The sequence below is a fragment of the Pseudoalteromonas sp. Xi13 genome, from assembly GCF_003952205.1.
GTDB lineage: Bacteria > Pseudomonadota > Gammaproteobacteria > Enterobacterales > Alteromonadaceae > Pseudoalteromonas > Pseudoalteromonas atlantica.
Genome location: NZ_CP034439.1, coordinates 1,851,508 through 1,869,615, shown reverse-complemented (window position 1 = coordinate 1,869,615; position 18,108 = coordinate 1,851,508). Strand labels below are relative to the sequence as shown.

General features: G+C 40.1%; 16 protein-coding genes. 9 read left to right on the top strand and 7 right to left on the bottom strand.

Going from position 1 to position 18,108, the window contains the following annotated elements:
• Positions 1–17: 17 nt before the first annotated feature.
• The 3 genes from EJ103_RS08435 to msrA form a co-directional block, all read right to left on the bottom strand.
• A complete protein-coding gene (locus EJ103_RS08435; protein WP_241232262.1) occupies positions 18–767 on the bottom strand; it encodes a transporter substrate-binding domain-containing protein in 750 nt (249 codons plus the stop codon).
• A 137-nt stretch (positions 768–904) separates the two neighbouring features.
• The gene (locus EJ103_RS08430; RefSeq protein WP_126007090.1) at positions 905–1,819 is read right to left on the bottom strand and encodes a 2OG-Fe(II) oxygenase family protein; all 915 of its coding nucleotides are present in this window, start codon (positions 1,817–1,819) and stop codon (positions 905–907) included.
• A 279-nt stretch (positions 1,820–2,098) separates the two neighbouring features.
• Positions 2,099–2,698, bottom strand: a complete 600-nt coding sequence (gene msrA, locus EJ103_RS08425) for a peptide-methionine (S)-S-oxide reductase MsrA (RefSeq protein WP_126007088.1) — start codon at positions 2,696–2,698, stop codon at positions 2,099–2,101.
• Positions 2,699–2,934: 236 nt separating this feature from the next.
• Between msrA and EJ103_RS08420 the strand changes: the two genes are divergently transcribed.
• The gene (locus EJ103_RS08420) at positions 2,935–3,129 is read left to right on the top strand and encodes a CPXCG motif-containing cysteine-rich protein (RefSeq protein WP_004586615.1); all 195 of its coding nucleotides are present in this window, start codon (positions 2,935–2,937) and stop codon (positions 3,127–3,129) included.
• 61 nt (positions 3,130–3,190) lie between these two features.
• Here the strand turns inward: EJ103_RS08420 and EJ103_RS08415 are convergent, their stop codons facing one another.
• Complete coding sequence (locus EJ103_RS08415; RefSeq protein WP_126007086.1) at positions 3,191–3,394, bottom strand: hypothetical protein; 204 nt, start codon at positions 3,392–3,394, stop codon at positions 3,191–3,193.
• Positions 3,395–3,493: 99 nt separating this feature from the next.
• On the opposite strand from EJ103_RS08415, the gene EJ103_RS08410 reads away from it, so the two are divergent.
• Positions 3,494–3,976 carry a GNAT family N-acetyltransferase gene (locus EJ103_RS08410; protein ID WP_126007084.1) on the top strand — a complete coding sequence of 161 codons (483 nt, stop codon included), beginning with the start codon at positions 3,494–3,496 and terminating at the stop codon, positions 3,974–3,976.
• Positions 3,977–4,148: 172 nt separating this feature from the next.
• A complete protein-coding gene (locus EJ103_RS08405) occupies positions 4,149–4,763 on the top strand; it encodes a MarC family protein (RefSeq protein WP_126007082.1) in 615 nt (204 codons plus the stop codon).
• Between the two features lie 296 nt (positions 4,764–5,059).
• Here the strand turns inward: EJ103_RS08405 and EJ103_RS08400 are convergent, their stop codons facing one another.
• Positions 5,060–6,202, bottom strand: a complete 1,143-nt coding sequence (locus tag EJ103_RS08400; protein ID WP_126007080.1) for an MFS transporter — start codon at positions 6,200–6,202, stop codon at positions 5,060–5,062.
• A 202-nt stretch (positions 6,203–6,404) separates the two neighbouring features.
• Positions 6,405–7,616, bottom strand: a complete 1,212-nt coding sequence (locus EJ103_RS08395) for a porin (RefSeq protein ID WP_126007078.1) — start codon at positions 7,614–7,616, stop codon at positions 6,405–6,407.
• A 636-nt stretch (positions 7,617–8,252) separates the two neighbouring features.
• Here EJ103_RS08395 and EJ103_RS08390 point away from each other — a divergent pair.
• From EJ103_RS08390 to EJ103_RS08370, 5 genes are all read left to right on the top strand, one after another.
• Positions 8,253–9,842 (top strand): ABC-F family ATPase, encoded by a 1,590-nt coding sequence (locus EJ103_RS08390; protein WP_083901794.1) that lies wholly within the window; start codon positions 8,253–8,255, stop codon positions 9,840–9,842.
• 150 nt (positions 9,843–9,992) lie between these two features.
• The gene (gene purE / locus EJ103_RS08385) at positions 9,993–10,475 is read left to right on the top strand and encodes a 5-(carboxyamino)imidazole ribonucleotide mutase (RefSeq protein ID WP_126007076.1); all 483 of its coding nucleotides are present in this window, start codon (positions 9,993–9,995) and stop codon (positions 10,473–10,475) included.
• A 2-nt stretch (positions 10,476–10,477) separates the two neighbouring features.
• Positions 10,478–11,629 carry a 5-(carboxyamino)imidazole ribonucleotide synthase gene (locus EJ103_RS08380; protein WP_126007074.1) on the top strand — a complete coding sequence of 384 codons (1,152 nt, stop codon included), beginning with the start codon at positions 10,478–10,480 and terminating at the stop codon, positions 11,627–11,629.
• Positions 11,630–11,744: 115 nt separating this feature from the next.
• Positions 11,745–12,908: an endonuclease/exonuclease/phosphatase family protein gene (locus EJ103_RS08375; RefSeq protein WP_126007072.1), complete on the top strand. Its 1,164-nt coding sequence runs from the start codon at positions 11,745–11,747 to the stop codon at positions 12,906–12,908.
• 104 nt (positions 12,909–13,012) lie between these two features.
• On the top strand, positions 13,013–15,517 hold the full coding sequence (locus EJ103_RS08370; RefSeq protein ID WP_126007070.1) for a prolyl oligopeptidase family serine peptidase: 2,505 nt from the start codon (positions 13,013–13,015) through the stop codon (positions 15,515–15,517).
• Between the two features lie 77 nt (positions 15,518–15,594).
• Here the strand turns inward: EJ103_RS08370 and rrtA are convergent, their stop codons facing one another.
• Positions 15,595–16,179 (bottom strand): rhombosortase, encoded by a 585-nt coding sequence (gene rrtA / locus EJ103_RS08365; protein ID WP_126007068.1) that lies wholly within the window; start codon positions 16,177–16,179, stop codon positions 15,595–15,597.
• A gap of 97 nt (positions 16,180–16,276) precedes the next feature.
• Here rrtA and ggt point away from each other — a divergent pair, with 97 nt between their 5' ends.
• Positions 16,277–18,055, top strand: coding sequence for a gamma-glutamyltransferase (gene ggt, locus EJ103_RS08360; protein WP_126007066.1), 1,779 nt, complete (start codon positions 16,277–16,279; stop codon positions 18,053–18,055).
• Positions 18,056–18,108: the final 53 nt, after the last annotated feature.

Genomic DNA, 18,108 nt, shown 5'->3' with positions numbered 1-18,108 from the left:
AGTTAAAGCGACCTTTTTTATTTGGCGTGTTTGTATTTTTCAAAAATTTTGTTGTACTGACCTGAATTTTTAAGTTTTTGTAGCTGAATATTAAAGTCATCACGGAGTCTTTTTGATTTAAATAAATAGCCATTTGGGCTTTTGCCAAACAGCGCAAAGCGATCTACAGATTGTGTTGTATCAATACCTTTAAGGGTTGAGCGATAGTAATCAAAACTTTGTTTATCCATTTGAATTACATCTACCTTGTTTGAAAAAAGCATTTTAACTTGAAGAGATTGGTCGTGAACTTCGTAATATTGCGTATTGGCTTTTGCCATTTTTGCATATTCTTCGCCTAAGTGTATGGCGGCGCTGGGCCACGAAATTAAGCTGTAATGTGTTAAATCTGCAATTTTAGTAAAGTTAAACTGTTTGCTTTTTAGGGTTATCGCTACGTTTTCGTATACATAGGCCTCATCAGAAATATACCCTTTGAGTTGGTTTCCGTTAGCGGTGTTTAAGTTTATGTCGGCTAAAATATCTATTCTGCCTTTTGCATACCCTTTAGCGCGGCGCGTATAGGGGTAATAGCGTGGCTCTATTTGATAACCTAATGGCGTTAATGCGGCTTTAATAATATCAAGGGTTAGCCCGCTGTTGGTATGTGACATTACAAAAGGCGGTAGGGTTTCGCCTAAACCTACAACTAATTTTTGTTTAGTAGGCGATGCACAGGCAAAAGAGGATACAAGCAGTGTAGTTATTATAAAAAAGTTTAACTTCATTAGGCTGTTTAAATTAACTTGGCATACTAAAAAGATAGTAACTAAGTGGTTATGTAACAAGTAAATAGCCCATTAAAGTATGATTAAATACCTTTAATGGGCAAGTATTAGGCACTAAAGGTTAAACTTGGCACCGTTTAAAAAGGTGCGTAGCCGTCTGGCGTTGTTTTTGGTGTAGTCCAACGCTCTTTTGCATCAATATCTGTACGTTTTGAACCCGGCGCTGGTATACGGCCATTATCGCCAAAAAGCCATAACACCAGGTTTGTTCTGTCGCCACTGGTTATAGGTTTTGCCGCGTGTGGTACATTGCCTTTGTGGATCATGGCGGTGCCTGGTTTAAAGCTAAGTTGTACAACTTTTGCGTTTACTTGGTCGTAAAAATCAAGCTCTGATCCGCTAAATTCTTCCCCAGGTAAGTTTAAATTAATATTTAATGTTACTGATGATGCATCAGTATGCGGACGAATAGACGCATCTGTACTTGGGTCGTAATAAATAGAAAACCCAAATGTTTGCGTATCGTAACCTATGATCTCAGGAAACAATAAACGTGAAATAGGGCGCATGTATGTATTTAATACTTGGTTATAAAATGCCTGAAAACTAGGAGCAGCTAAATAGCCCTCTGAGCGTTTGTCGAGCATGGCGCCGCGGCGGTTTAATACAATACCGTACGGTGGACGCATAGGAATGTTAGCATTCCATACTTTTTCTAGGTAACCACGTAAAACTGCTAGGCGTTCAGGATCAAAAAATTGAAATTGATACACATCAGTCGCTACTTCTTCCAGTAGTGATTTTACTAAATGCTCTTTTGATGGATCTTGCCTTGCAGCATTAACGGCTTCACGTAAGTTTTTATCTAGTAATGAATCGTCAAGGGTAAAGGTGGTTGTATCTACTTCGGTTTCTTCCCACTCTTTCCAGGCTTGTGTAAGTAGTTGGTCGTTGTTGTACCAAAAATGCTGTACAGAGTGCTCACGATTTAACATGGCCTCTCTTGAAGGTAACGCTAGAGCACGAGCAAGTTGTAATTGGGTGGCAGACATAATGTGTAACTCCAGTTGTTGAATTAGGTTTTATCAATCTAGGAGTGCAATTTATTATATTTATAAAGTTAGATAAATAAGCTGTTTTAGGAAACAGTATCAAAATAATGTTTATAATTAGGGGCGGGATGAATAGAATTAGCTGTTAGCTGTTAGCTGTTAGCTGTTAGCTGTTAGCTGTTAGCTGTTAGCTGTTAGCTGTTAGCTGTTAGCTGTTAGCTGTTAGCTGTAATGGGGATGGGTTTGTGTAAACCCATCAATTGTTCTGACTATAGATTTTTAATGTGTGACTCTATCGACCCAAATTTCTTCTAGGCGGTTATCGCGTCCGCAGCGCCAGCGGTAGGTATTGTAGCGTATGGGGTTATTTTTATAATAATCCTGATGGTAGCTTTCCTTACCTTTAATTGGGTAAAAAGTGCTGGCATTAAGTATTGGCGTGACTACTGTTTGATTTGGGAACTCTGCTATTACGGCTTGTTTGGTTTGCTCTGCTATTTTGCGCTCTTGCTCGTTAGCTACAAATATGGCGCTTAAATAACTTGGGCCTTTATCGCAAAATTGGCCTTTGGCATCAAAGGGATCAATATTTACCCAAAAATGATCAAGTATGCCTTTGTAGCTTACTACATCAGGGTCGTAAGTAATTTGTACTGCTTCATAATGGCCTTGATGGTTACCATTGTAGGTCGGGTTTTTAATTTTACCGCCGGTAAAACCCGATATAACATCTTTTACGCCTTTTAGCTTTTCAAAGTCGCTTTCCATACACCAAAAACATCCACCGGCTAAAACTGCCTTCTCGGTTTTAGCTGCATGTGAAAAGGTGCTAAACAAAATTGCGGCAGATGTTAATGCAAGCGTAAGTGATTTTTTCATATAATAATCTACCTCTAGTATGAGTTTAAGTACATATTCTTAATAGTTAGACCCTTTAACTGTAAAACCTATTTCATTATTTTTAGTAGGCTAACGTGAATAGCGGAAAAAGTAATATACGTAATGGTATTTAATTAAGGCCATACGTACATTAGCTAACCTCTGTAGCACAATGTTGTATTATTAGAGTGTGTTTATTAAAGTGAAAGCATTGAGATAAAAGTAGCAGGTGTTAAATGAACCAGTTAACCGAAAAATCGATAAGTTGCCCGTATTGCGGCGAAAGCATAGAAGTATTATTAGACGCTGCAGATATTGGTGAGCAATACATAGAAGACTGCCAAGTATGTTGTAAGCCTATTTCGTTTGTTGTTTTTGAAGATGAAGACGAGTTAAAAGTAAATGTATACAGTGAAGACGATACATTTTAATCCTTCGTTACTCTATATAGTTGGCTGCACAGTGGCAGCCACTTCCGTTTATACACGGGCGCTAGCTATTATTTTGCTCTCGGGCTAGTTGATTTGGTAACAGCTCTTCTACTATTTCGCGTGCGGGGAGTGTATAACGTGTGCCGTCAAACATTACCGAGGTAAACTCGTTTATATTAGTAATGCCTGTTAGGGTCCAGCCCTCACCACGTTTAGGGCAGTATACGGTTGTGGTAGGTTGAATTACTTTAAAATTGTCGCTCATTATTGCTCTCAATATTGGCTATAAAGATAATGCTTGTGAATACGCTATGGTAAGTTAATAATGCTTAACCATAAAGCGCTATTTTAACTCCTGTATAAAATGTTTAAAACAACTCAGCTTGAACGCGTTACATTGCGTTTAATTACCCATAAGCATGCCCCGCAGTTATCTTCTATTTTGAATCACCCGCAAGTGAGCGAATTTAACGACTATAAAACCCCCTTAAGTAAATGCCAAATTAAGCAATTAATACAAGACGATATTACCGCCTATTACGAAGGCGAAGTGATAAGAGTGGCTATTGAACATAATATAAATGGCAAACTTATGGGCACCTGCGGGCTTTATAATTTATCGCCTTGTAAAAGTAGGGCGTTTATTGGGTTTGAGCTTGATCCTATGTATTGGGATAAGGGCATTATGTTTGAGGTAATAACCGGCTTTGTTAAAACACTTAAACAGGCTATACCGCTTAATTACTTAGCGGCGCAGGTAAGTGCCCATAATGCGCGTTCGCATAACTTATTAGTTAAATTAGGCTTTAGCTTGGGTGAGCATTCTATTTGGTATAAACACGTTTAGTACTGCATTAGTCATGTATTAGTGCTGCATTTGCATTATACACGTTAGTAAATTTCATCATAAGAGGAACAAATGCAATATAAAAAATAGCCAATGTGGCTTATAGTTAAGCGTAAGCAAATGAATTTGTTACCCGAGTTTTTAAAACGTGTTCGCTTAACAAGGATTTTATATGCTAGAAAAACTATCTCAAGATGCCCTCGTTATTTGGGCCACTATTGACCCAATAGGGACTATGGCGCTTTTTGCTGCGCTCACTTCTCATTTAACTGATCAACAACGTCGTAAAACTGCGTTTAAAACTGTGCTATATGCAGGCGCTGTGTTACTTGGCTCTATTTTAATAGGGCAGCTTATTTTAAATGCGATGGGTATACGGCTGGTATCGTTTCAGTTAGGGGGCGGGATAATTTTATTTTTGTTTGGCCTACAAATGATATTTGGCAATGATTCTAACAAAGCAAAACAAGACCCAGGGCACGATATTGCAGTGTTTCCGCTTGCTATACCTGCTACTGCCACACCAGGGGCTATTTTAGCCGTTATATTACTTACCGATAATCACATTCATCCAATTACAACCCAAATAGGCACTGCGTTAATTACACTGGCAGTGTTGGGTGTAACCCTAATTTTGTTGTTGCTGTCGGGCAAAATTATAACGCTAATTGGTATTGGCGGTGCGTCTATTTTAACGCGTGTAATGGGGATGATACTGGCCGCTTTTTCTGTAGAGCTGATAATGACTGCACTTGAAGTTAAGCAGTGGGTAACACTAGGGCCCTGATCAACCTTAAGGTTTGTTATAAAAAAGGCATATACTGTATTTATATACAGTATATGCCTTTTTTACTTATAATCGCTTTAATTAATACTTGTTTGCTAAGGCTAAAAAACTGACTTTACAACGCAATTAACTAAAGCAACAACCATTGCTGGTGGCTTTATAGTAAAAGAACACATCATACTAAGTTGTTATTAAATGCTTAACTTAGCTAAAGAGTGGATAAGAATAAAAGTAACCAATAAAAAGGGGATAGTTGGCTACTTAATTTAATAATTTTACCGGTTATTGATTGCTACTTAGTGCGCTTTAGGTTTAACAAGAAGGGCGATAGCTACAACGGCGCTTAAAATACTGCATATTATAAATACGTTATGTTCACCCCCAGGTATGTACTCCATAAAAGAGGTAAAAAACTGACCGGAGAACACCGCCATTGTAAAATACGATAAGTTACGTCCGCGAACATTTTCTGGGCTTAGCTCTACGGTCATGTGGTTTAAAAGAGGAATGCTAAAACCAAAGCCAATACCAATACCAATTAATAGCGCGCCTAATACTAATATCAATGTACTTGATTGTATAAAGCAAAGGTATGATAAACCAAAGGCAAAAAATGCGATTGCTAATACATTTTTCTCACTAAGGCGTTTAGTTGCTTTAGGCATAAATCCCGCTGTAAATACCGCAATTAACGATATAAAAGCCAATAGTTGGCCTATTTCAGACTCGTTAAAATTTAGTGCGTGCAAGGTAATAGGTAAAAGCACGGTAGAGGTAAAAAATATGGTCATAGCTAGGGTTGATACTATATACACCCCTTTAAGCGTTAATGCGTTTGAATGGCTCTTTTTTATTTGTTGAGTTTGCTCTGTATTATGGGCGTTTAATTGCTGCTTACGGGGGACAAACATGAGCAACATAGCTAAAAATACCCAAGCAATTAAATACAAAGCAAGGGGTAATCCCCAATACATAGACGCTAAAACACCGCCTAAAAATAAAAATATAACGCCACCTAGCTCAATCGCCATACCTTGTTTGGCAATCATATTCAGTCGGGCTTCGCCGCTGTACCACGTTGAAATTAATACGGTGCAACTTGCCATCACTATTGCTGTAATACCACCTAATGCAAAACGATTAATAAATACTAAGGTTGGGCCATGTAAAAAGTAAGCACGTGCACCCACTAATCCGTATAAAAATAAACCTATTATAAGTAAAGGGTATGCGCCGTACTTGTCTATTAATCTTCCGGCTAGGGGGGCAAACACCACCGCACCTAAAGAAGGTAAAGTAATTAATAATACGCTGTTGCTTTGTATGCCTAGGCCATCAGCAATGGTAACTAAACCCGGCGCTAACAAGGTGCCAACCATTATGGTTAAGCTGGCAATACACAGTAGAGTAAAATTACCGGCGGTTTTGAGTGAACTCATTTTCTCTCCATTAAGTTACGGGTGAATTTGTAAGCATGTTTACAGGCGTTATTAATACGCAGCGCACACAGCTTTTATAAAGTGTTATAGCAAATAATAGCGATTGTTAACGACTTCAAACATTTAATTTTTTTCATCATTTAACGTTTAAAATAAAAAGCCCAGCATATAGCTGGGCTTTGTGTGTTGTTATGGTGGGAAATTAAAACTTGTATCTAAAACCAAATGCAATCCCGTCGTCTTCTGACGCTTCCATTTGTGATTGCTGGTCTTTGTCATCACTTTCAAAGTCGCTAAAATCTTTACGGGCTTCAGCGTAGGCAATGGTGTTTTCGTCAATTAAGTAATGAACACCAATCACAGCAAATTGACGTTTGAATACATCATTAGGATCGGTATTAAAGTTAGGTTGAATAACGTAATCGTCACCGGCATCTAAAATGTTATAAGCCACAAAAGGGCGCACATCGTTATCAAAACGGTACGACATAAATGTTTCTACACCAATAGAGTCTTTAATTAAGCGCCCTAGGTTATCGGTATCGTGGTTTTCACTTTTATTTATGTTAGCGGCAACGTATAAACCTGGTTTTTCAATGCTGCCCCACATTACACCCGCTCCAAAAATTAAGTCTTCAACAGTTTGTGTTGTGCCATCGCCATACGTTACATCAAATTCACCACGGTTTACGCCTGCTGTTAACGTTAGCATGTCGGTTGCGTTATAAGTTACAGACCCACCAAAGGTGTAGTTAAATTCTACTTCTTGAGCTGCACTGTCGCCAGTATTCCATAGGGCTTCACACGCTTCTTCAGAAATGTCATCAACATCACAGGTATAAAATTCGCTGTTTTTAAGTTGCGCTTGAACTGCAAAGCTAAAGTCTTTGTAGCTATTACGGTATTGAATTAGTTTATCACCACGGCCAGTACCATTTACTGCACCGTCGTCTTTATTGTATGTGTAAACACCCGCAGCATTACCATCCCATACAAAGCTGTTATTGGTGCCATAAACTACGTCGTACCACGCACCCCATTGTTTACCAATGGTAATTTGCCCGTACTTTTCGTGCGAAAGGCCAGCATAACCTAAACGGTTATATAAAAACTCATCTTGAATAGATTCAAAGCGGTTATTGTAAATAATGTCGCTACTACCAACAGGGTTTACACCCCATTCAACTAGCGCCAGTGCCGACCAGTCTTTTTTAAGTTGGCGAGTAAAGCCAAAGTTTATACGCGATGTACCATTTACCACTTCGGTTTGGTTTTGCGTATTAATAACGCGCACATCAAGGTAACCACCTACTTTAATAGTGTTCTTTTCATCCTTATAGAGCTCTACTGCTGAAGCAGCTGGCGCAACTACTATGCTTGTTCCTAATAGTAGGGTTACAAAGTTTTTAATCATTTGTGATGCCTTGTGTGTATTAACTTTAAAAAGTGACATTAAATTTAGAAGGCATGAAGACTAGCAAAGCCCTAGTGGGCTCAAAAGTGAAAAATAATCAATGAAATTAGCGCCAAAAATGAATAAATATTCACTGGAGGTTAATGGTGTTTTTTATCTGTTAAGGGATATGTTTTTTTTGATTAAAAACTACGTAAATAGTGCTGAAAATAGCGCAAGTAAGTGGGTTTTAAATTGAGTTTTTTTCATGTTGGATAAAAATAAAACGCTAGTGCAAAAACTCTAAAAAGCATTTTATATCATAAATATATACCCAGTTATCTGTTTTTTAAAATGCTTTGCGATAAACAATCGACTTATTAAGTTAAACGGGTTTATTAATTAAAATTTAAACCCTGATATGGCACACAAATCGCGCTATTATTTTAGCTAAGCGCATTTTTTTAGTTGAATAAGCATTCACTGGCTTAATCGCGTTTTTAGGCACTATTTGTTAGGCATTAATTTACGCCTTTAATGAGTGGAATAGGGCATAGTTCACGCGCTTTCAACCTTAAACTTTCATAGAAAAAAAGCTATATTTAGTTTAAACTGCGCGCAATTTAAATACATCATGTCCCCTTGGAGGGTAGCGCTATTATTAGTACAGCTAACATCACCATGCAATTTGGTGCTAAACCGTTATTTGAAAACATATCTGCAAAGTTTGGCGAAGGAAACCGTTATGGTTTAATTGGTGCAAACGGCTGTGGTAAATCTACATTTATGAAAATCCTAAGTGGCGAACTAGAGCCCTCTGCAGGTAACGTAAGTACAGATCCAAATGAACGAGTGGCTAAACTAAACCAAGACCAGTTTGCTTACGAAGAATACTCTGTAATTGATACTGTGATCATGGGCCATAAAGAATTATGGGATATTAAACAAGAGCGCGATCGCATTTACTCATTACCAGAGATGAGTGAAGAAGACGGCATGAAAGTAGCTGATTTAGAAACTGAATTTGCCGAAATGGACGGCTATTCAGCTGAGTCTAAAGCGGGTGAGCTTTTATTAGGGGTAGGTATTTCGACAGAGCAGCATTACGGCCCTATGTCTGAAATAGCACCCGGTTTTAAACTACGTGTGTTACTTGCGCAAGTACTGTTTTCTGACCCTGATATTATGCTACTAGATGAGCCAACCAATAACTTGGACATTTACACCATTAAATGGTTGGAAGATGTGCTTAATCAACGCGACTGCACCATGATCATCATCTCGCATGACCGCCACTTTTTAAACTCAGTATGTACGCACATGGCCGATATTGATTACGGCGAGCTTCGTATTTACCCAGGTAACTACGATGAGTACATGTTTGCCGCAACACAAGCACGTGAGCGCCTATTAAGTGAAAACGCGAAAAAGAAAAGCCAAATTGCTGAACTACAACAGTTTGTATCGCGCTTTTCTGCAAACGCGTCAAAGGCTAAACAAGCAACGTCACGTGCAAAACGTATTGATAAAATTCAGCTAGAAGAAGTAAAAGCCTCTTCTCGCCAATCGCCGTTTATTCGCTTTGAGCAAGAAAAACAGCTATTCCGTAACGCACTAGAAATGACTAACCTAAGCCAAGGTTTTGAAGACAATACGCTATTTTCAAATTTAGAAGGCTTAGTAGAAGTAGGCGAGCGCATTGCTATTATCGGTGAAAACGGTGTAGGTAAAACAACATTACTTAATACTCTTGCTGGGCGCTTAGCACCTAAGTCGGGCGAGTTTAAGTGGTCTGAAAATGCCAATATTGGTTACTACGCGCAAGATCATGCTGACGAGTTTGAAAAAGACATGAACTTGTTTGAGTGGATGGAGCAATGGCAACAAGAAGGCGACGACGAGCAAGTGGTTCGTGGCTTTTTAGGACGCATGTTGTTTTCGCAAAACGATATTAAAAAGTCTGTAAAGGTTATTTCAGGTGGTGAACAAGGCCGTATGTTATTTGGTAAAATTATGATGCATAAACCAAATATACTGTTAATGGATGAGCCAACAAACCACATGGATATGGAGTCTATCGAGGCGTTAAACCTTGCATTAGAAGCGTACGAAGGCACATTACTGTTTGTATCGCACGATCGCCAGTTTGTATCATCGGTTGCCACCCGTATTTGGGAGATAAAAGACGGCCAGGTGATTGACTTTAGAGGCAACTACAGCGAATACCTAGCAAGCAAAGAAGTATAAGCACTTTGTAACTGCAACCCTTTAAAAGCCATGTTTAAACGTGGCTTTTTTTGTTTTTGTGAGTCGCAATTAAACTTGGTTTGGGTATAATACCCGCCTAAAACCGGACATAAGTCCGCTATTTTTAAAATACATTACTGAGGAGTATTTATGACTGTTGGCATTATTATGGGTTCTAAATCAGATTGGCCAACCATGGAACACGCATCGCTCATGCTCGAAAGATTTGGTATTGAGTACGAAACAAAAGTGGTCTCTGCGCACCGCACTCCTCAACTCCTTGCAGATTATGCAAATTCAGCCGCAGATCGTGGCATAAAAGTGATTATTGCTGGCGCCGGTGGTGCTGCGCATTTACCGGGTATGGCAGCGGCATTTACATCGCTTCCTGTGCTTGGTGTACCGGTTAAATCTAAAGCCTTAAACGGTGTAGATTCATTGTTATCTATTTGCCAAATGCCAAAAGGCGTAGCCGTAGGTACACTTGCTATTGGTGAGCCAGGCGCTGCTAACGCAGGTTTACTTGCTGCACAAATTTTAGGGTGCCAAAACCCAGAAATTTTTGCAAAAATTGAAGCATTTCGTAAAGAGCAAACCGAGACTATTTTAGCTAACCCTAATCCTGCAGAGTAAAAATGAAAATTTTAATTTTAGGTGCCGGCCAACTTGCGCGAATGATGAGCCTAGCAGGCGCCCCCCTTAATTTAAATGTGGTTGCGTACGATGTAGGCAGCCAAAAAATTATGCATCCGCTAACCGGTGAAATTTACACAAGCACACTTGAGCAGGCAATTAGTGACGCTGATGCGATTACCGCAGAGTTTGAGCATATCCCCGATGATGTACTTACACTGTGCTGCAACAGTAATAAATTTTACCCAGGGAAAGCTGCCATAAAAACTGGTGGCGACCGCGCATTAGAAAAAGCGTTACTAGATAAAACAAACGTAGCATGTGCGCCGTATCAACTGATCACAGAAAAAGCGCATTTAGAATTAGCGGTTAAAACCCTAGGCAAACCGCTGGTTATTAAAACGTGCCAAGCAGGGTACGATGGTAAAGGGCAGTGGCGTTTAAAATCAGATGACCAAATAGAGCAAATTTGGTCGGAAATGGCTGATTTTATTGCCTCTGGCACACAGGATGCGCCACACAGCATTATTGCTGAAAAAATGATCCCGTTTGACCGTGAAGTCTCTATTATTGGTGCACGCGATAAGCGAGGTAATGTGGCTATTTACCCAATTACTGAAAACGAGCACACCAACGGCGTGCTTACTTTGTCGATTGCAGGTAAAAATAACACGCTGGTTGAGGAGCAGGCCCATAGTGCATTTACAAAAATTGCCAACGAGCTTAATTATGTTGGCGTACTTGCCATTGAGTTTTTTGATGTAAACGGTACTTTACTGGTTAACGAAATTGCGCCGCGAGTTCATAACTCAGGGCACTGGACACAGCAAGGCTGCCATTGTTCGCAGTTCGAAAACCACATGCGAGCTGTAGTGGGTTTACCGCTAGGTAATACAGAGCTTAAGCATATTACCGCTATGATTAACGTGCTGGGCCAAGGATGTATTCCTACCGAGGTTTTAACAGTCAGTGATGTAACCAGCCACTGGTACGGAAAAACGGCAAAACCTGGGCGTAAAATGGGGCATATTAATGTATCTGCAGATAACATTAATAACCTTGCCGATAAGCTTGGGCAACTTACCGATTACCTACCTGAGCAAGCGTACCCCGGCATTATAAAAGCTGCTACTGCACTTATGCTAAGTGAGTAAAGGCTGCAATTAACTAATTAAATACCGGCTTAAGCCGGTATTTTTTTGTCATAAAAATAGGTATTAATTGTGTAATACTGGTAAAGTCTATTTTTTAATTTTTTGAAGTAAAAAAATGAAACTAAACATACTTTATGGCGCATTAGCCATTGCCGCTTCATTTAGTTTAAATGCTACAGCCAGCCAAAGCCTTCGTATTGCCACTTTTAATGTGAGTATGGATGCAACTAATCACACGCCAAAAGGCGAGCAAGTTAACCCCGATGCGCTAGTTAATGCACTGAAATCAAACCACCAGCAAATAAAAAATATAGCCGAAATAATTCAGCGTGTTCGCCCTGACATTATTTTATTAAACGAGTTTGACTACGTACCAAAAGCGCAAGGTATAGATTATTTTAAACGCCAGTTTTTAAATGTAAGCCAAAATAAACAAGCCCCCATTGATTACCCATACAGCTTTATTGCCCCTGTAAATACAGGTCTTGCTACTGAGTTTGACCTTGATAACAACGGTAAAAAAACCGCTGTAATGGGCGATGCGCAAGGTTTTGGTTTTTTTGAAGGGCATTACGCAATGGCTATTTTATCTAAATACCCCATTAACCTTGAGAAACTGCGCACGCTTCAAACGTTTAAATATAAAGATATGCCTAATGCGCAAATGCCAATAGACCCTAAAACAAAAGAGAATTGGTATAACACGCAAGAATGGCAAGCGCTTAGGCTTAGCTCTAAATCGTTTTGGGATGTACCTGTTGTAGTAAACAATAAAACAGTGCATGTACTTGCCTCGCACCCAACACCGCCGGTGTTTGATGGCGACGAAGACAGAAACGGCAAACGTAATCATGACGAAGTTAGGTTAATTGCCGATTATGTTGCTAATAAAGCCTATATTTACGACGATAACGGACAAAAAGGCGGATTAAAAGCAAACTCGCGGTTTGTTATTTTAGGTGACTTAAACGCTGCGCCTGAAGGGGATAAAGCACGGGTTGAAACCACCAATCAAATTTTAAATAACCCACTTATAAATTCGCAATTTATACCGCAAAGCGCCGGTGCTAAAGAGCAATATCCGCAGCCATACGCAAAGCACTTTACCGCTAACTGGCAAGCGCGTGTAGATTATGTATTACCCTCTACCTATGGGATTAAAATACAAGATGGCGGGGTGTTTTGGCCCACTAAAAGCAGCGAGCAATATAGATTAATAAAAGATAGAAACGCATCGAGCGATCACCGATTGGTGTGGCTCGATTTGCTAATAGAGTAAACTCATCTTTACCGTGAAAATGTGTTATTTATCTTAAAAAATTGCAATAACTCAAGTGCTTCTGCTTAAATACGGCTCAATTATAATAACCGTATAGAAGCACTATGATTTTTAACCTATCGTCATCAAAAACATTAGTAGCGCTTGCTGTAACCTCTAGCATTATGCTTGCAGGTTGTAGTGCTACCGCTAATACCTCTTCATCACAGCAAAGCGCTTTACCAGCAACTCCCGTTGCTGCGGTTGTAAACACACCTGCTGATGCTGGCTCGCAAAATATTACGCTAGAACAAGCCATGGCAAATCCTGATTGGATAGGCAACCAGCCTAAAAATGCGTACTGGGCAAGTGATTCAGCCACCATTATTTATGCTCAAAAGCAGCAAGGCAGTAACCTAAACGATATTTATAGCCAGCCAATTAACAGCAAAAAAGCGATGCAAGTTTCACTTGATAAACTGCATACTGTAGGTGCTTCTAAAGCGGTTTATTCATCAGATAGAACACTTCAAGCTTATACGTTTAAAGGCAATGTATTTGTTAAAAACCTAACAACGGGTGAACTTAAACAAATAACAGCCACCTCAGCTAATGAGTCTAAACCACAGTTTTTAAACAATGGCGATTTAGTTTACCGCCAAGCTAATGTGTTTTTTAGAGTTGATTTAAAAACAGGGCTAAGTACAGAGCTTGCTAACTTAAAATTGGCCGATGAGCCAAAAGGCTTACAAGAGCCAACTAGTTACATAGCAAAAGAGCAGCATAAACTGATTGAGTTTGTGGCGCTGCAACATAAAAACAAACAGGATACACAAACACGCAATGAGCAAATAAACGCGCAAAATAGCTCCATTGCTAACACCGCTTTTTATTTAGGTGATGGCAATGTAATTAAAGAAGCGCAACTATCGTCAAACGGTGATGCTTTAATTGTTGTGCTGCAAAAGCAGCAATCGTGGCGTGATAAAGGCGATATTATGCCTAACTACATCACCGATGATGCCACTATAGAGCCTAAAAAAGTGCGTCGTCGTGTGGCTGATGCAAAAGAGCAAACATCATCGGTGATACACATTAACCTTGTAGATAAAACACAAACGCCACTGAGCTTTGATACGCTACCGGGCTTTGATGAAGATGTTTTAGCCGAGGTTAAAAAAGAAAACTACGCGCGTGATGGTAAAACGTATAAATCTAAAAAAGCGCCACGCGGTATTAACTTAATTACTAATTGGGGTTTAAACCAAGCTCCCATAGTGTGGAACGATGACGGCACGCAAGTTGCCATTATGCTAGAGGCGTGGGATAACAAAGACCGCTGGATAGCCACAATCGACTTTGATAAAAACGAGCTTGTGTCGCAGCACCGCCTGCATGATGATGCTTGGATAGCTTACGCGTTTAACAATTTTGGCTGGTTACATAATTCAAACACCCTGTATTACTTATCAGAAGAGTCGGGCTATAGTCAGCTTTACAAAAAACCGCTTAACGGCAAAGCAACCGCATTAACTAGTGGCCAGTTTGAAGTATCGGACATTACGTTAACTCATGATAATAGTGCTATTTATTACAAGGCAAACGTAGAGCACCCAGGCCTTTACGAAATTTACCGTGTTAATCCACAAACAGGTAAAAACGAGCAAGTGACTGACCTTAACGGTATGACCGACTACACGTTAAGCCCAGACGAAAGTAAATTACTGCTTAAGCACTCTAAAATAACAATGCCAACAGAGCTTTTTGTTGCCGATGCTAAAGCTAACACCACGGCTACACAGCTCACCCATACGGTGTCGGATGAATTTTTAGCTAAAAAGCTCACCGCACCTAAAATTGTTGCCGTGCCATCTAGCCACACAGAGCAACCTATTTATGCCAAGGTGTATTACCCAAGTGACTATGTAGAAGGTGAAACAGGCAAAACCCGTAAAGCGGTTATTTTTAACCACGGAGCAGGGTACTTACAAAACTCACACATGGGTTGGTCTGTGTATTTTCGTGAGTTTATGTTTCATTCATTACTTGCCGATGAAGGTTACATAGTGATGGATATGGATTACCGCGCTTCTAAAGGTTATGGTCGCGATTGGCGTACTGCGATTTATCGCCAAATGGGTACACCTGAAACGCAAGATTTAGCAGATGGCGTTAAATGGATGGCGCAAAACGCAAATGTTGATACTAACGCAGTAGGCACATACGGTGGCTCATACGGCGGGTTTATGACCTTTATGGCGCTATTTACTGCCCCTGAGCTATTTCAATCGGGGGCAGCACTTCGTCCAGTAACCGATTGGGCGCATTACAACACCGCTTACACGGCTAATATTTTAAATCACCCAGATGTAGATCCCATAGCGTATGAGCGCAGCTCGCCAATTTATTACGCTGAGGGCTTAAACAAGCGCTTATTAATTAACGCACCTATGGTTGACGATAACGTGTTTTTTCAAGACTCAGTACGTTTAGTACAGCGATTAATTGAACTTGAAAAGCAAAACTTTGAAACGGCCATCTTCCCGGTAGAGCCGCATGGCTTTGTACAGCCGTCAAGCTGGTTAGATGAATACCGCCGTATTCATAAATTATTTAAAGAAACACTTTAATCTTAAATTTAAAAATTAAAGTGTAAAAACAAAAGCGCCGCGTTAACTAACGCGGCATTTTTATTAATATTGAAAACTTAATCGCTATTTTTTAAGTATTTAATTGCTAAAGGTATGCCAAGCAATGTGCCGCCCACCGCGCCAATTAAGTGCGCATCAATGGCAACGGTTGAATCAATTAATTGGCCAATACTGGCATCGGGGCCGTTTACTTGCTCCATTATTATTTTTATCCACACGCCTATAAATAATAAATAACCCGATTTAAGCGACAGGGTAATGTCTTTCACCGCTCCCCAAATAATGACACCATGCAATAGGGCGCTTAACCCCGTGTATATTGATATAGCAGGGCAAAACCATAATACGCCGAGCCCACACCACAGTGCTAAAAAACACACATTAAAGGCATAACGCGCAGGCGACGTGTATTCGCCATGCAGTAACCAAATTAAAGATATGCCTAATGCGTTTAATCCTAAATGCGCCCAGTTAGCGTGAACAAATTGACTGGTAAACACTCGCCAAACTTCGCCGTTTTCAATGAGCGCTCGGTTAAATTCAAGTAAATTATTTAAATCAAATGCAGCAAAAACAATACTAAAAAGCATCAAAAATAATGGCGGAAGTAAATAACGAGGTTGTAGCGGTAAATTAAGCATTTTATTATGTTTTTTTAGTCAAAATTTTTGCATATTGTGCCCGTTTAACTTTAAGATGCCAAATACAACTACGTAATTAAGTGTTTTTAGTATTTTTATGCATTTTAAACTTAAGTCATTATTTACTATTGGTTTGTTTGCAGTAACGCTGCCAACAATAGCAAAAGAACCTGCAAAATTAGAAATTCGCGAGCCAGAAGCCACCACCTCAATTGTACAAAAACAATTAGTAACCGGTGATCAATACATGGTGGCCGCGGCCAACCCTTATGCCTCACAAGCTGGACAACAGATTTTAGCTAAAGGCGGAAGCGCGGTAGATGCGGCAATTGCGACGCAATTAGTGCTTACCTTAGTTGAGCCCCAATCATCGGGCATTGGTGGTGGTACATTTATGATGTACTACAACAAAGCCGATAACACACTTACAAGCTTTGATGGCCGTGAAACCGCGCCACAAAATGCAGACGAAAACCTGTTTTTAGATAAACACGGTAAAGCCGTTAAGTGGATTGAAGCAGTTGTTGGCGGTCGCTCTGTGGGTGTGCCAGGTATTTTGCATGCCTTTGCAACTGCACATCATCAATACGGTAAACTTGCGTGGAGCGAGTTATTTAAACCCGCTATTAAACTTGCCGAGCAGGGCTTTGAGGTGTCGCCACGTTTACACGGTTTATTGGCACGCCAATTAAACCCAGGTGTAATGAGTATGCCGGTGATTAACGAGTATTTTTACCCTAATGGCGAATTAATTAAAGCTGGTACTATTAAAAAAAATCAGCCCTTAGCAAATTTATACAAAGACATTGCTAAACAAGGCATTGATGCATTTTATAAAGGCGATAACGCTAAGCAAATGGTAAACGCAGTGCAAAATTCAAAAATTGCACCGGGTACATTAAGCGAATCAGACCTGGCTAATTACAAAAGCAAGCAACGCGACGCAGTATGTATTAAATACCGTGCTTATAATGTGTGCTCTATGGCACCTCCTAGTAGTGGTGGTGTAGCGGTATTACAAATTTTGGGCTTGCTTGAACACAAAGACATGAGCGCGCTTAAACCTAATAGCGAAGAGGCAATTCATTACTTTAGCCAAGCCTCACGCATAGCATTTGCCGATCGTAATATGTACATGGGTGACCCTGATTTTACACAAGTGCCTACCAAAGAGCTGTTAAATAAAAAGTACATTGCATCGCGCGCCAAGCTTATTACTGAGCAAGACACAAAAGCAGTAGCAGGTAATCCGGTAGGCTATTTAAGTTACGCAAAAGATGATTCTTTTGAGTTGCCATCAACATCACACGTATCCATTGTAGATAGCTTTGGTAATGCCGTATCAATGACCAGTTCAATTGAAATGGCATTTGGCTCAACTGTGATGGTTAATGGCTTTATTTTAAATAACCAATTAACCGATTTTGCGCTTTCGCCACGCATTGACGGCAAATTAGTAGCTAACCGCGTTGAGGCGGGCAAACGCCCACGCAGCTCTATGTCGCCAGTAATGGTGTTTAACAACGACGGCAGCTTACGCTTAGTGGTTGGCTCGCCAGGTGGCAGCCGTATCATTGATTACGTAGCGCAAGTGGTTATTGGTGTACTGGATTGGAATTTATCGGCGCAAGAGGCGATTAACCTGCCAAGAACCACCAATCGTAACGATTACACGAGCCTTGAAAAAGGCACTGTGCTTGAAGCCATAGCCCCACAATTAACTAAACGCGGCCATGCGGTACGCGTACTTGATTTAAACTCTGGCTTACATGCCGTAGAGGTTAAAAACAATAAATTGTATGGCGGTGCCGATCCGCGCCGTGAAGGGGTTGCTTTGTCGGATTTAACTGACAAAAACGCCACTATCAAATTTTAATTTATGTATAATAGCCATGCAGGCAGTGAAGCCTGCATGTGTTTTCTCTCAAT